14 protein-coding genes are annotated in these 13,903 nt (G+C 49.5%); 12 read left to right on the forward strand and 2 right to left on the reverse strand.

The window, feature by feature from the left end; translation table 11 throughout:
* Nucleotides 1–11 precede the first annotated feature (11 nt).
* From coaBC to rsmB, 5 genes are read left to right on the forward strand one after another with little or no spacing between them, the layout of a single operon-like run.
* On the forward strand, nt 12–1,226 hold the full coding sequence (gene coaBC / locus H525_RS0100400) for a bifunctional phosphopantothenoylcysteine decarboxylase/phosphopantothenate--cysteine ligase CoaBC (RefSeq protein ID WP_027414534.1): 1,215 nt from the start codon (nt 12–14) through the stop codon (nt 1,224–1,226).
* 1 nt (nt 1,227) lies between these two features.
* On the forward strand, nt 1,228–3,654 hold the full coding sequence (priA, locus tag H525_RS0100405) for a primosomal protein N' (RefSeq protein WP_027414535.1): 2,427 nt from the start codon (nt 1,228–1,230) through the stop codon (nt 3,652–3,654).
* Between the two features lie 48 nt (nt 3,655–3,702).
* Complete coding sequence (def, locus tag H525_RS0100410) at nt 3,703–4,164, forward strand: peptide deformylase (RefSeq protein ID WP_027414536.1); 462 nt, start codon at nt 3,703–3,705, stop codon at nt 4,162–4,164.
* 40 nt (nt 4,165–4,204) lie between these two features.
* Nucleotides 4,205–5,149 carry a methionyl-tRNA formyltransferase gene (gene fmt / locus H525_RS0100415; RefSeq protein WP_035099527.1) on the forward strand — a complete coding sequence of 315 codons (945 nt, stop codon included), beginning with the start codon at nt 4,205–4,207 and terminating at the stop codon, nt 5,147–5,149.
* On the forward strand, nt 5,142–6,533 hold the full coding sequence (gene rsmB / locus H525_RS0100420) for a 16S rRNA (cytosine(967)-C(5))-methyltransferase RsmB (RefSeq protein WP_027414538.1): 1,392 nt from the start codon (nt 5,142–5,144) through the stop codon (nt 6,531–6,533). Before fmt ends, rsmB begins: the two co-directional genes overlap by 8 nt.
* Here rsmB and H525_RS29230 read toward each other — a convergent pair.
* Nucleotides 6,482–6,700 (reverse strand): competence protein CoiA family protein, encoded by a 219-nt coding sequence (locus H525_RS29230; protein ID WP_162142458.1) that lies wholly within the window; start codon nt 6,698–6,700, stop codon nt 6,482–6,484. The genes rsmB and H525_RS29230 overlap by 52 nt on opposite strands.
* 254 nt (nt 6,701–6,954) lie before the next feature.
* On the opposite strand from H525_RS29230, the gene rlmN reads away from it, so the two are divergent.
* The 7 genes from rlmN to spoVM all read left to right on the forward strand — a co-directional run bounded on the left by rlmN (nt 6,955) and on the right by spoVM (nt 13,567).
* Nucleotides 6,955–8,001: a dual-specificity RNA methyltransferase RlmN gene (rlmN, locus tag H525_RS0100425; protein ID WP_027414539.1), complete on the forward strand. Its 1,047-nt coding sequence runs from the start codon at nt 6,955–6,957 to the stop codon at nt 7,999–8,001.
* A gap of 7 nt (nt 8,002–8,008) precedes the next feature.
* On the forward strand, nt 8,009–8,749 hold the full coding sequence (locus H525_RS0100430) for a Stp1/IreP family PP2C-type Ser/Thr phosphatase (protein WP_027414540.1): 741 nt from the start codon (nt 8,009–8,011) through the stop codon (nt 8,747–8,749).
* Nucleotides 8,750–8,764: 15 nt separating this feature from the next.
* Nucleotides 8,765–10,729, forward strand: coding sequence for a Stk1 family PASTA domain-containing Ser/Thr kinase (gene pknB / locus H525_RS22335; protein ID WP_035099476.1), 1,965 nt, complete (start codon nt 8,765–8,767; stop codon nt 10,727–10,729).
* A 14-nt stretch (nt 10,730–10,743) separates the two neighbouring features.
* Complete coding sequence (rsgA, locus tag H525_RS0100440; RefSeq protein WP_035099478.1) at nt 10,744–11,616, forward strand: ribosome small subunit-dependent GTPase A; 873 nt, start codon at nt 10,744–10,746, stop codon at nt 11,614–11,616.
* Between the two features lies 1 nt (nt 11,617).
* Nucleotides 11,618–12,277, forward strand: coding sequence for a ribulose-phosphate 3-epimerase (gene rpe, locus H525_RS0100445; RefSeq protein WP_027414542.1), 660 nt, complete (start codon nt 11,618–11,620; stop codon nt 12,275–12,277).
* Entirely contained in the window at nt 12,274–13,188 is a 915-nt protein-coding gene (locus tag H525_RS22340) for a DMT family transporter (protein ID WP_155837029.1), read from the forward strand. Before rpe ends, H525_RS22340 begins: the two co-directional genes overlap by 4 nt.
* A 301-nt stretch (nt 13,189–13,489) precedes the next feature.
* Nucleotides 13,490–13,567 carry a stage V sporulation protein SpoVM gene (spoVM, locus tag H525_RS25920; RefSeq protein WP_081413169.1) on the forward strand — a complete coding sequence of 26 codons (78 nt, stop codon included), beginning with the start codon at nt 13,490–13,492 and terminating at the stop codon, nt 13,565–13,567.
* 63 nt (nt 13,568–13,630) lie between these two features.
* Here spoVM and rpmB read toward each other — a convergent pair whose 3' ends face one another.
* On the reverse strand, nt 13,631–13,819 hold the full coding sequence (rpmB, locus tag H525_RS0100455) for a 50S ribosomal protein L28 (RefSeq protein WP_027414543.1): 189 nt from the start codon (nt 13,817–13,819) through the stop codon (nt 13,631–13,633).
* Nucleotides 13,820–13,903: the final 84 nt, after the last annotated feature.

Raw genomic sequence — 13,903 nt, forward strand, 5'->3', positions numbered from 1 at the left:
GTGAAGAACATATGATCGAAGGGAAAACCATAGTGATTGGTGTAACCGGAGGGATCGCGATATACAAAATCGCGGATGTTTGCAGCAAGCTTACCCAGAAGGGCGCAAATGTTTGGGTGTTAATGACGGAAGCGGCCACCCGGTTCGTTCAGCCGATTACGTTCCAGGCGCTTGTCCGCAATCCGGTGCTTACCCATACATTTCAGGAACCGAATCCTGCCGTTATCTCTCACATTAACGTTGCCGATAAAGCGGATTTAATGCTGATCGCACCGGCCACAGCCAACATGATTGGAAAGCTTGCCAATGGCATTGCCGATGATATGATCAGCACCACGTTCCTTGCAACGAAGGCACCGGTCTGGCTGGCGCCGGCGATGAATGTGAATATGTATGCTCACCCTGCTGTCCGCAAAAACATACAGCAGCTGACGGAGTGGGGCTACCGATTTATCGAGCCGGAGGATGGGTATCTCGCCTGCGGTTGGGTTGGCAAAGGCCGGCTTGCTCCACCTCAGGATATTCTCGCGGAAATTGAAGCTTTCTTCGATGAGCCGTCCACCTGTGATTTCCGGGGAAAAAAGGTGCTGGTCACAGCCGGAGCCACCCGTGAATCGATCGACCCGGTGCGGTTTTTTACCAACCATTCGTCAGGGAAAATGGGATATGCCATTGCGGAAGCTGCCGCCAGACGGGGAGCCGACGTTGTATTGGTGAGTGGAAAGACGAATCTGACGCCCCCGAAGGGTGTAACATACGTGGAAACACTAACAGCGGAGGAGATGTACGGAGAAGTCATCGCCCGCTATGAGAATATGGACCTCGTCATTAAGGCCGCAGCTGTTGCCGATTACCGCCCGAAGGTTGTCCACACACAAAAGATGAAAAAACAGCCGGGAAACCTTGTGATTGAGTTGGAAAGGACACCGGACATTTTAGCCGAGCTCGGGAAGCGGAAAACCCATCAGTTTCTTGTTGGCTTTGCCGCGGAAACGGAAAATGTTCAGGAAAACGCCGCCGCCAAAATGGAACGCAAAAATGCGGATATGATTGTCGCCAACAACATTACCGAACAGGGCGCTGGTTTCGGAGTGGATACGAACATCGTAACCATTTTCCGCAAAGGCCATGAGAATGTTTCACTGCCGCAGATGGATAAGCGGCAAATTGCCGATACGATTCTTGATTGTATCCTGGAAGAGTGGAAGGCACGCGGTGAGCAGTAACATGTATGCCCGGGTCATTGTAGACGTACCCGTTGCGGATACCGACCGCCCATTTGATTACCATATCCCGGCTCCCCTTCACCCCTTTGTCCGGATTGGGAGCAGAGTGTCCGTCCCGTTTGGACCCCGGAAACTTCAGGGGTTTGTAATTGACATTACAGCAGAGTCAGAAGTGGAAAAAACAAAAGATATTCTTGATGTACTCGATGTTGAGCCGCCGCTGACACGCGAGCTCGTCCGGCTTGCGGGATGGATGAGTGAACGGTATGTGTGCGCGTATTACACGGCGTTGCAATCGATGATTCCCGCCGCTCTCAGGTCAAGCTATGAAAAGCTGATCACGATCAAAACAGAACCGGATATTCATTTATTGTTGTCTGACGAACAAAGCTTCTATCAATATATACGGGAGCGGCAGCCTGTCTCATGGGACAAACTGCTTAAACAGTTCCCGGATGCCGCTGTGTGGATAAAAGACGGCTTGGAAAAAGGCTACCTGCACGTTGAACAGGTGGTAGGCGACCGCACAACGAAAAAAATCGTGACGATGCTCACTCCGTCTGTCGCGAAACATGAATTGGATAAAATAAAGGAAAGCTTGCCGACTTCCGCGGCGCGCCAGAAGGAAGTGCTCGACTATTTCACCCGGCATTATGGGCCGATTTCACAGCCGGATTTATTATCCCGCCTGCAGATTTCCCATCAAACCGTGAACAGACTGGTGGAGAAAGGTGTGCTCCTGCGCGAGGAAAGGGAAGACTACCGTGATCCGTATACCGGAAGAACCTTCCTGCCCGTGACCAAACACCCGTTTACCCCGATGCAGCAGGAAGTGATCGAAGGAATTGCGGCAGGAATGGCCGACGACGTCTATTTTCCCTGCCTCATTCATGGGGTAACCGGCAGCGGAAAAACAGAAGTTTATCTTGAAATTATGGAGCGCACGATAGCTAAAGGAAAAGAAGCGATTTTACTCGTACCTGAAATTTCGCTTACGCCGCAAATGGTGGAGCGCTTTAAAGGCCGGTTTGGCGACCAGGTTGCAGTACTCCACAGCAGGCTGTCCCATGGAGAGCGCCATGATGAGTGGCGGAAAATCAGGCGGGGAGAAGTAAAGGTTGCGATCGGCGCCCGCTCTGCAGTGTTCGCGCCGTTCGAAAATCTTGGCCTGATCATCATGGACGAAGAGCATGAGGGTAGCTACAAACAAGAAGAAACGCCACGCTACCATGCGAGAGCCGTTGCACACTACCGGGGAAATTACCATAAAGCCGTCGTTATTCTCGGCAGCGCTACGCCGTCTCTTGAATCGTACAATCAGGCCATCCAGCAGAAAATAAAATTATTTACGATGGCGCAGCGCGTGGGAAACCGCCCGCTGCCCGATGTGTCGATTGTCGATATGCGGTTGGAACTGCAAAAGGGAAACCGGGCGATGTTTAGCGGAGAATTGATGAACGCGATTAACGATCGGTTGGCCAAAAATGAGCAGATGGTGCTTTTTTTAAACCGGCGGGGCTTTTCTACTTTTGTTATGTGCCGATCCTGCGGGTTTGTCACACAGTGTCCGCACTGTGACATCTCGCTAACTTACCACCGGAGCAATCGGACGCTGCGCTGCCATTATTGCGGGTATACGGAACGGGAGCCGGAAACGTGCCCTGAATGCGGAAGTGAACATATTCGCTTTTTTGGCACCGGTACACAAAAAGTAGAGGAAGAACTGGCTAAATACTTTCCTGGAATTCGTGTCATCCGGATGGACGTTGACACGACGACGCAGAAAGGGGCTCATGAACGGCTCCTGCAGAATTTTCGCCAGGGCAAAGGGGATGTTCTTCTCGGTACGCAGATGATTGCCAAAGGGCTCGATTTTCCCAACGTGACGCTTGTTGGTGTGTTGGCGGCTGACAGCATGCTGAATCTGCCCGATTTTAGAGCGAGTGAACGGACGTTCCAGCTCCTTACCCAGGTGGGCGGTCGCGCCGGGCGGCACGAGAAAAAAGGTGAAGTCGTTATTCAGACATACTCGGCAGACCACTTTAGCATTCGGTACGCAAGCAAGCATGATTACCACGGTTTTTTCCACGAAGAAATTAACCAGCGGTATGTAAAAGGATACCCGCCGTTCAGCCGGCTTATCCTGTTTACGTTTGCGCATGAAAATGTGGCGCTCATCATCAAATCAGCCGAAGCGTTTGCTAAAAAACTGCGTGAAATTCTGCCTCCGGGTGCATTCCTGCTTGGTCCTGTCGCCTCACCTATCGCCCGGATCAAAGATAGATATCGATTTCAATGCATGGTAAAATATAATCACGATCCGTCTGTTGTTTCCCGCATCCATTCACTGGTGCGGAAATATGAAGAGGAACGGAAAAAAAGCGGGATGTTGCTCACGGTAGATGTAGACCCGTACATGATGATGTGAACATGCAAAGCGAGTGTTCCATTCGCATAAACAGGAGGATATAACGTTATGGCAATTCGGATGATTGTAAAACACCCCGACCCGGTGCTGCGGGAAAAATGCGCGCCGGTTAAAAAATTTACCCCCAATATTCATAAATTGCTTGATGATATGAAGGAAACGATGTATGATGCGGAAGGCGTGGGCCTTGCGGCACCGCAGGTTGGCATCACTAAACGCGTTGTTGTGATCGACGCCGGTGACGGCCTGGTTGAAATGATTAACCCCGAAATCCTTGAACGGAGAGACGAGCAGTTCGGCCCCGAAGGATGTTTAAGCATTCCGGGTTTAGTGGGGGATGTTCGCAGGGCAAAATGGGTAAAAGCTAAAGCGCTGGACCGGAACGGGAAGGAGTTTGTGATCGAAGGCGAAGATTTGCTCGCCCGCGCCATCCAGCATGAGATTGACCATTTAAATGGTGTTCTGTTCATTGATTTAGCGGAAAGAACGTACAGTGGAAAAGATGAATAATATCGCCAAGAGGAGCTGAATACTTGTGCGAATTGTATTTATGGGCACCCCGGATTTCGCGGTGCCCTCTTTGCAAAAACTCGTGCAAAACAATTTTAATGTGGTGGCGGTTGTTACTCAGCCTGACCGCCCGAAAGGCCGCAAAAAGCAGCTGGCGGCGCCGCCTGTCAAAGAAGCGGCTCTCCAGCTGGGCTTACCGGTGCTGCAGCCGGAAAAATTAAAAGTTTCCGGCGTAGAGGAAATCCTGAATTACAATCCGGATCTTATCGTAACGGCCGCTTTTGGCCAGATACTCCCGAAGGAGCTCATCGAGTATCCGAAATTTGGCTGTATTAATGTGCATGCTTCCCTGCTTCCTGAATACCGCGGTGGCGCCCCGATACATAAAGCAATCATGGATGGAAAAAAAGAAACGGGCGTCACGATCATGTATATGGTTGAAAAACTGGATGCCGGGGATATGTTGAGTCAGGTGCGTGTTCCGATTGAAGAAAACGATAATGTCGGAACGATGTTTGCGAAACTGGGTGAAGCGGGCTCTAATCTGCTGATTGAAACGCTGCCCCGGCTTATTAACGGAGACATACAGCCGAAGCCGCAGGATGAAACGAAAGTTACGTATGCGTGGAACATTAAGCGAGAAGATGAACAGATTTTGTGGAATCGGAGTGCCCGCGAACTTTATAACCAAATTCGCGGCCTGCATCCATGGCCTGTTGCCTATACTTCGCTGAACGACCAGGTGATGAAAATTTGGCAAGCGCAGGTTCTCCGGGAAGAAGGCGAAGGAGAACCCGGCCGCATTATCGGTATTTCACCGCAGGGCATCGACGTTCAGACGGGCCGGGGCGTGCTCCGCCTTTTGGAAGTTCAGCCGGCGGGTAAGAAGGCGATGAGCGTGGCCGATTATGTGCGGGGTGTCGGATCCTCCCTTGCTGCAGGCATGCGTTTTGAAGCGGAAAGAGGTGTGAGCCGGAATGAATAGACGTGCAGAGAAAGCTCCGACGAATGCCCGTGAACTGGCGGTACAGGTGTTAGTGCAGGTGGAAAGTAAGCAAGCATACAGCAACCTGGAATTAAAACAGGCGCTCAACCGGGCCAAGCTGGAGCGCAGAGACGTTAACCTCGCTACCGAGCTTGTGTATGGAACATTAAGCCGGCTAAATACGCTCGATTGGATGTCTCAGCAGTTCCTCTCCCGGCCGTTGCACAAGCTGGAAGACTGGGTGCGCAACCTGCTGCGCATCAGCTTTTATCAGCTTTCTTATCTGGATCGGATTCCGGAGCGGGCTGCTGTTAATGAGGCCGTGAAAATTGCCAAGCTGTGGGGGCATCAGGGAATTGCGGGCATGGTGAACGGTGTGCTACGTTCCCGCCTTCGTCAGCCGGATAAAATCATTATCCCGTCCGATTTGCCGTATGCTAAATACATCGCCTTGCTGCATTCCCACCCTGAATGGATGGTCGAGGAGTGGATCAGGCAGTACGGGACGTCCGAAACGGTACAGATGTGCGAAGAAAATAACCGGGCACCGGGGATAACCCTGCGCACCAACCGACTGCGTACGAATCGGGAAGCGCTTATTGAAACCATCCAGAAGCAGGTGGAAGGGGCCTATCTTCAGCCTTCCTCCCTCACAGCTGAAGGAATAAATGTGAGCGGGATCGGGAACGTTGCCGAGTTGCCCGCATATCGGGAAGGGAACTGTACCGTTCAGGATGAAAGCTCTATGCTGGTAGCGTATGCCGTTTCTCCGGAAAGTGGCATGCTCGTGCTTGATGCGTGTGCCGCTCCTGGCGGCAAGACCACTCATATGGCGGAACGTATGGAAAATAAAGGGAAAATTATCGCGTTGGATGTGCATCCCCACAAGCTTGAACTCATTCGTGAAAACGCGCAGCGCCTTGGCATTTCTATCATTTCAGGCCATCAGGCAGATGCGCGTGAAGCGGACCGAAAGCTAGCCGGACAAACGTTTGACCGCATTCTCGTTGATGCGCCCTGTACAGGACTGGGAGTCATTCGCCGCAAGCCGGACATTAAATGGCATAAATGGCAGGCAGATGCCGGGGCGATCCGGGCCATTCAGTATGAGATTCTATGTTCGGCCGCCCGTTTGCTAAAGCCGGAAGGCAAACTCGTATACAGCACCTGCACGGTTCAGCCGACCGAAAACCAAGAGGTAATCCGGCGATTCCTGGCTGAACATGCGGATTGGGAAGCAGACGGCGACTTAATTCATGACATGCCCGAAGTGATTCGGGACAAGTATCCGACGCTTTCAGAGGGATATATGCAAATTTTACCGCATCATTTTCATACGGACGGGTTTTTCATTTCCCGTTTGAAACGGAAACCATCACGATGAAGGTGAATGGAATGGACCGTTTTATTTTTTGCGCGTTTTCCACCGAGTATCCAAAAATCTACTATGTTTGCTCGCTTGTATAAGTTGTGTCGTTCCAGCCAAACAGTTTCTGAAATACGACTACACTGAAATTCAAAAGCCCATCGTTCACCTGATGGATGTATCACTATTCATGGCAAAGTAAATTACAATTAATATGTGGTCGGTGTGCAAAATGAGCACGCTTTTTTTCCGCTGCCTAGTGTTACGACAAAGGGGGACGTCTTTCTGCCCGACTGCCTCCCTCTTTAAACTACCCGGATGTTTCGGGCAGTTCCCCCTTTCCTTATCTTTAGAAATCAATTGTGGTACAATATAGCAGAGTGTCATCCCTGCACCTTTATTCGCAATGCCAACTTTTAAGAAAAACGGTGATAAATGAATGAAATCGTTTATTTATAATTTAACCCGGCCTGAACTGAAAGAATGGTTGGTTCAGAACGGGGAGAAAGCGTTTCGTACCGAGCAGATTTTTGACTGGTTGTATGTCAAACGCGTATCGTCCTTCAACGACATGAGCAATCTCTCTAAAACGCTGCGCGAGAAGCTCAGTGCTTTTTTTTCAATGGATACCTTAAAAGAAATTACCCGCCAGGAATCCACTGACGGGACGATTAAATTTCTGTTTTCGTTACACGACGGCCATGCCATTGAAACGGTGATTATGCGCCATAACTACGGAAATAGCATCTGTGTGACAACACAGGTTGGATGCCGGATTGGCTGCACGTTCTGTGCTTCGACGCTCGGAGGGCTTAAGCGCAACCTTGAACCGGGCGAAATCGTTATGCAGGTGCTGGCTGCGCAAAAAGCGCTGGACGAAGAGGAACAGCGCGCCAGCCATGTGGTCGTGATGGGAATCGGTGAGCCGTTTGAAAACTACGACGCCCTTCTGAGCTTTTTCCGGATTATTAACGACGAAAAAGGACTTTCCATCGGACAGCGTCATATTACGGTATCGACAAGCGGGATTGTGCCGTCGATTTATCGTTTTGCAGATGAAAAGTTACAAATTAACCTTGCGATTTCACTACATGCGCCGAATACGGAGATCCGTTCGCGCCTTATGCCTGTCAATCGCAGATATCCGATGTCGGAACTGATGGAGGCATGCAGGTACTATATAAAAACAACCGGGCGGCGCCTTACGTTTGAATATGGGTTATTTGGCAAAGTTAACGACCAGCCGGAGCACGCGGAGGAGCTCGCCAACCTGTTAAAAGGCATAATGTGCCATGTCAATTTGATTCCGGTTAATTATGTGCCTGAACGTAACTATGTGCGTACATCCCGAAACGATATTTTTACATTTATGCGTATTCTTGAAAAAAGAGGAATTAATGTAACGATTCGCCGTGAACACGGCAGTGACATTGCCGCGGCATGCGGGCAGCTGCGCGCCCAGCACGCGAAACAGACGACGAGGTGAATGGGAGATGGAGTCAGCCATACAAACACATATTGGTTGTGTGAGACAAACAAATGAGGATTCTGGAGTCATTAACAGGTTTGATAATGGCTGGGTTCTCGCCATTGTGGCGGACGGAATGGGCGGCCACCAGGCGGGAGATGTTGCGAGCCAGATGGCTGTCAAAATCATAACGGACTATATGCAGGGTGTCGAAGAGACGACACCCGATGCGCTGCAGAGCAAGCTGAATGAAGCCATTCAGCTTGCCAATCAGCAGATTTTTTCCTATGCGGCGTCCCACGAAGAGTGCCGTGGCATGGGGACCACCGTAGTTCTCGCGCTTGTCAACGAGCAGGTAGCGATTTTGGCGCATATTGGAGACAGCAGAATATACCGCTACCATGACAGCGATTTAATGCAGATAACGAATGACCATACCCTGGTAAATGAACTCGTACGGAATCATCAGATTACGGCGCAGGAAGCTGCCAATCATCCCCAGCGCAACATTTTGACCCGGGCGCTTGGCACCGATCAGTCAGTCAAAGCTGACTTTACTGTGCTCACATGGGATCCGATGGATATACTGCTGCTGTGTTCAGATGGTTTATCGGGAAAGGTCAGGACGGAAACGATGACCGAAATTTTACACAACGGGTCCCTGGAAAATATGGTTGAAAAATTAATTACCCGGGCGCTGGAGTCTGGTGGAGAAGACAATATAACCGTTATATTGCTGCGAAACCAAACCAGGTACTCGGGATGAAGGGGGGGCCAGTTTATGATTGGAAAGAGACTCGGTGGCCGCTATGATATTGAGAAGCGGATAGGTGAAGGCGGAATGGCCGTTGTGTACCGTGCGCGGGATATTCTGCTCAATCGCACCGTAGCCCTAAAAGTTCTGCGCTCCCAGTTTGGCAACGATGACGATTTTATTGCCCGCTTCCATCGAGAAGCTCAGGCAGCAGCCAGCCTTTCTCATCCGAATGTGGTTAACATTTATGATCTGGGCCAGGAAGATGACGTCTATTATATCGTGATGGAATATGTAGAGGGAAAAACGCTTAAACAATATATTAATGAGCGCGCGCCGCTCGAGGTCCGCGATGCGGTAGATATCGCGATTCAAATTAGCGATGCGCTTGACCATGCGCATCAGAACCATCTAATACACCGGGATATTAAACCGCATAATATCATGATTAATGATAAGGGACGTATTAAAGTAACGGATTTCGGAATCGCTCGTGCGGTTTCCTCTGTCACCATTACACATACCGGCTCTGTTCTCGGTTCCGTCCATTATTTTTCGCCCGAACAGGCCAAGGGAGTTATGACGGATGCCAAGTCTGACCTATATTCGCTTGGTGTCGTATTGTACGAAATGCTGACAGGCCAGCTCCCGTTTTCCGGAGATTCGCCAATTAGTGTCGCACTTAAACATTTGCAGGAGTCATACATACATCCGCGTAAGATTCGGCCGGAAATTCCGCAGAGCGTTGAGAATGTTGTGATTCGGGCGCTGGCAAAAGACCCGATTTACCGCTATGAATCTGCGCATGAAATGTTGAACGACCTCAAAACATGCCTGACACCTGAGCGAAGAAACGAGCCTGAATATGTTTTGCCTGAGAAATATCAGGAGGATGATGCGGAAATCACCCGTGTGATCCCGGCAATCAAACCGGAGATGAGCGGAAAACGCACTGAATTTGCTGCCGCTTCCCAGGCGGTAAACGGTGAGGACGATGAAGAAGAAAACGAAGAACTACCCGAGGACAAACCGAAAACGTCAAAAAAGATTTTAAAGAAAGGAATTCTTTGGCTGTTTGGAATTTTTCTTTTTCTCCTGGTCAGCCTTGTGGGTATTTATTATTCCTACAGCCTTTTTACCGTTCCGGATGTTTCGGTTCCATCCGTTGTGCATATGCCGCTGGATCAAGCCCGTAAACTGCTGGACGATAAGAAGTTACAGGCGGTGATTACGGAACAAAACGACCCGAATGAACCTGCGGGATCGGTCATTAAACAAACGCCAGAGGCAAATATGCAGGTAAAGCAAAATTCAGTTGTGACGCTCATTGTCAGCAAGGGGAAGCAAAAAGTCCTAATGCCAAATTATATTGGTAAAAAGAAAAGTGATATTGATAACGAACTAAACGTTTACAAAAAGGTAACGGTTGATGAAGTTAATGATGACCAGAGTGATCCGGGGACGATTCTCAAACAGGACCCGGCTGCCAACCAGGAAGTTGTCCCTTCCGATACGGAATTACATTTAGTGGTAAGTAAAGGAAAAGAAACGGTAGCCATGCCTAACCTTATCGGTTCCACTCAGGAAGAAATGCAGCGAACGATGGACGACAAAGGACTTGTTGCCGATGTAAAGCAGGTAACGAGCTATCAGAAACAAGGCATCGTGCTTTCCCAATCGTTTAAAGCAGGAGACCAGTTGCTGAAAGGGCAGCATGTAACGGTCGAAGTCAGTTCCGGTCTACCGCAGGAAGCCCGGAAAACACGGGTTCCTGTAGAAGTTTTCCTCAACCCGGGAGAAACGGCCAACATTGAAATTAAGCTTACGGATGCGACGGGAACCAATCAGACGGTAGAGAAATTAACGATTACACAGAGCATGCAATTTCAAGTCACATGTGTTCTGTCACCGACTCAGGATGCAACGATTCAAGTGCTGCGCGACGGGACGCAAATTGAACAAAAAGTGGTGAAATATTCGGATGTGCAATAGCCTGGAGGGACCGTATGCAGGGCCGTATCGTTAAAGCGCTGGCAGGGTATTATTACGTTTCGGACGGCACGACATTATTGCAATGCCGGGCGCGTGGAGTCTTTCGGAAAAAAGGCATCACCCCGCTCGTCGGAGATGAAGTGAAATGCGAGGGCAGCAACGGGGAAGGAGTCATCACGGAAATTCTCCCGCGTTCAAGTGAGTTGATTCGCCCTCCAATCGCAAACATTAATCAGGCAATTCTCGTTTTTTCACTGGAAGAACCCGCGTTTAATCCGCAGTTGCTGGATAAATTTCTTGTTCATACGGAGTCTGCCGGCGTGGAAGCCGTCATCTGTTTAACTAAGGCGGATCTGGTGAGTGACAACCGTAAAATCGAGTCCATCTGCCGGGAGTATGAAGCGATTGGCTATCCGGTCATTGTCACGAGTTCGAAGGGGAGAAACGGGATCCGGGACATTCGAGCCCATCTGGCGGGCCATTTGTCTGTTTTCTCCGGACAGTCAGGCGTTGGAAAATCGTCTCTGCTTAATGAGCTCTTTAGCCACCTTCAGCTGGAAACAGCGCCAATCAGCTATAAGCTTGGGCGTGGCAAACACACGACAAGGCATGTGGAGCTTATTTCCATGCCCGAAGGCGGCTGGGTGGCTGACACTCCCGGGTTTAGCTCGCTTGATTTTGCCACGATTGAGGCCGAGGAATTAGTCCTGTATTTTAAAGAAATGAGACAACGAATAGGCGAGTGTAAGTTTCGCGGATGCCTGCATACGAATGAGCCTGGATGCGTGATCAGGCAGTCTGTTGAAGAGGGAACGGTGCTTGCGTCCCGTTACAAACATTACATCCAGTTTTTACAGGAAATTAAAGAAAGAAAGCCGAGGTATTGACATGGTTAAAATAGCACCTTCTATCTTATCGGCCGATTTTGCCCGACTCGGGGATGAGATTAAAGAAGTGGAGCGGGCGGGTGCGGATTGGATTCACGTCGATGTGATGGATGGCCATTTTGTTCCTAATATTACGATTGGCCCGCTTATTGTTAGTGCGATTCGTCCACACACAACCCTACCGCTCGATGTTCATTTAATGATTGAGAATCCGGATGTATATATACCGGAATTTGCAAAAAGCGGGGCCGATATCATTACGGTACATCAGGAAGTGTGTGTGCATCTTCATCGCACGATTTATCATATTAAAGAGCAGGGAGTGAGAGCGGCCGTTTCTTTGAATCCGTCTACGCCGGTCTCCACCCTGCAGCACGTACTGGGAGACCTTGATATGGTGCTTCTTATGTCGGTAAACCCGGGATTTGGCGGCCAGAAGTTTATTCCTGAAGTGATCAAAAAGTGCGAACAGCTTAAAAATATGCTGCGTGACAAAGGGCTGGACGAGAAAGTTGAAATTGAAATTGACGGTGGAATTAATGCTGAGACGGCCGGACTCATTACGCAGGCAGGAGCGACCTGCCTGGTAGCGGGCAGCGCAGTGTTTGGACAGCCCGACCGGGCGCAGGCTATCATGAACATAAGGCAAGTCTGCAAATGAAAACCTTCCTTGCCGTGGCCGTCACCTTATTGTTCTGGTCGTCCGCCTTTGCCGGGATTAAAGTAGGCCTGGCCGGATACAGGCCGGGACATGTTGTCCTGCTTCGCTTCCTGAGCGCTTCAGCCGTGTTTATTCTTTATGCCTGCGTAAAACCAATCCGCCTTCCGGACAAAAAAGACATTGGGAAAATCTTTGGTTTATCGCTGCTCGGGATTACCATTTACCATGGAGCTCTTACCTTTGGTGAAGTCGTCGTACCGGCGGGAACGGCCAGCTTGCTCATCGCAACTGTCCCCGCATTTACTGCTGTTTTCTCCTATATCTTTTTAAAAGAAAAGCTGACCCGCCTGGGCTGGAGCGGGATTGCGTTCGGGTTTGCCGGTGTCACTATGATTACGTTAGGTTCCGGAAAGGGATTTGCGTTTGCGACTGATGCGCTGTTGATCATCGTTTCCGCCGTTTCAACTTCTCTTTTTTTCATCTTCCAAAAACCTTTATTTTCAAGGTATTCCGCGCTTGAACTCACCGCTTATTTCACGTGGTTTGGAACGATTCCGTTGCTTATCTTTTCACCGGGGCTGATAAAAGCTGTGGCGGACGCTCCGCTGGCATCGACCTGGTCCTGTATTTATATCGGTGTGTTTCCCGCCGCGGTCGCATACGTAACCTGGGCGATTGCTTTATCAACCGCTCCGGCCAGCCTGGTTGCAACCGGACTGTACATCAACCCGCTGCTCGCGATTCTCGTAGCCTGGGTATGGCTGGGAGAACTTCCGCATCCGATCGCTTTTCTAGGCGGCGGCATCGCCCTTGCCGGTGTACTCCTTGTTAATTTTTACGGGAAACAACGAGTTGTCAAACCCGGGGAAACCCAAGCAAATCATACAGTTAGCACGCCCGATTGCACTTGATAGTTGTGCGATCGGGCTTTATTTATATTTCTGTAACGTATGAGCACAGGGTCAAGCGTAAATTCCAGAGGCAGTGGTGCAATCAAATGGACCGTTATTATTTTTTGCTTTTTTTTCTGTTACTCAGTGCTTCTCTGGAGCTTGGAGGTGCTTTTAGGCCCGACGATGCATCTTGCAAACACTCATATTTTCGCTCTGCCCTGCATATTCTGAAAGGAGAAAATAACGGGGAAAAGATACACATTTCTGGTTGATAGGTGAATATACTAAATTAACGGTACATGAATGAGGAGGGGGCATCATGCGATTTTATACGATTAAATTACCGAGGATTCTGGGAGGAATCATCCGTGCCATTCTGGGTGCTGGAAAGAAGTGAAAAAACGAAGAGCATATGCAAGAAATAAAAAAGCACCGCTAAAGGGTGCTTTTTTTGTCGCTATTAAGCGCGGGTTACAAGACCGGAGCGTAAAGCTTTTGTACTTACATAAACGCGCTTTGGCTTACCATCAACAAGAATACGTACTTTTTGTACGTTAACGCCCCATTTGCGTTTATTTGCACGGTTGGAGTGACTTCTTGAGTTACCGGTTTTTGCTCGTTTTCCAGTTACAAAACATACACGTGCCATTCATTCCACCTCCTTATGTGAGATGAAGTCGTTCATCGTGACTCTTATTTACATACTTTAGCATAATATCACACATTCATAGAA

Origin of the sequence: Aneurinibacillus terranovensis DSM 18919 (assembly GCF_000430625.1) — a bacterium.
GTDB lineage: Bacteria > Bacillota > Bacilli > Aneurinibacillales > Aneurinibacillaceae > Aneurinibacillus_B > Aneurinibacillus_B terranovensis.

Coding starts and splice junctions, on each gene's coding strand:
- rlmN (WP_027414539.1), top strand. CDS start 6,955: ATGAAATCGTTTATTTATAATTTAACCCGGCCTGAACTGAAAGAATGG.
- fmt (WP_035099527.1), top strand. CDS start 4,205: ATGGGCACCCCGGATTTCGCGGTGCCCTCTTTGCAAAAACTCGTGCAA.
- rpmB (WP_027414543.1), bottom strand. CDS start 13,819: ATGGCACGTGTATGTTTTGTAACTGGAAAACGAGCAAAAACCGGTAAC.
- priA (WP_027414535.1), top strand. CDS start 1,228: ATGTATGCCCGGGTCATTGTAGACGTACCCGTTGCGGATACCGACCGC.
- spoVM (WP_081413169.1), top strand. CDS start 13,490: ATGCGATTTTATACGATTAAATTACCGAGGATTCTGGGAGGAATCATC.
- rsmB (WP_027414538.1), top strand. CDS start 5,142: ATGAATAGACGTGCAGAGAAAGCTCCGACGAATGCCCGTGAACTGGCG.
- H525_RS0100430 (WP_027414540.1), top strand. CDS start 8,009: ATGGAGTCAGCCATACAAACACATATTGGTTGTGTGAGACAAACAAAT.
- H525_RS22340 (WP_155837029.1), top strand. CDS start 12,274: ATGAAAACCTTCCTTGCCGTGGCCGTCACCTTATTGTTCTGGTCGTCC.
- rpe (WP_027414542.1), top strand. CDS start 11,618: ATGGTTAAAATAGCACCTTCTATCTTATCGGCCGATTTTGCCCGACTC.
- rsgA (WP_035099478.1), top strand. CDS start 10,744: ATGCAGGGCCGTATCGTTAAAGCGCTGGCAGGGTATTATTACGTTTCG.
- coaBC (WP_027414534.1), top strand. CDS start 12: ATGATCGAAGGGAAAACCATAGTGATTGGTGTAACCGGAGGGATCGCG.
- def (WP_027414536.1), top strand. CDS start 3,703: ATGGCAATTCGGATGATTGTAAAACACCCCGACCCGGTGCTGCGGGAA.
- pknB (WP_035099476.1), top strand. CDS start 8,765: ATGATTGGAAAGAGACTCGGTGGCCGCTATGATATTGAGAAGCGGATA.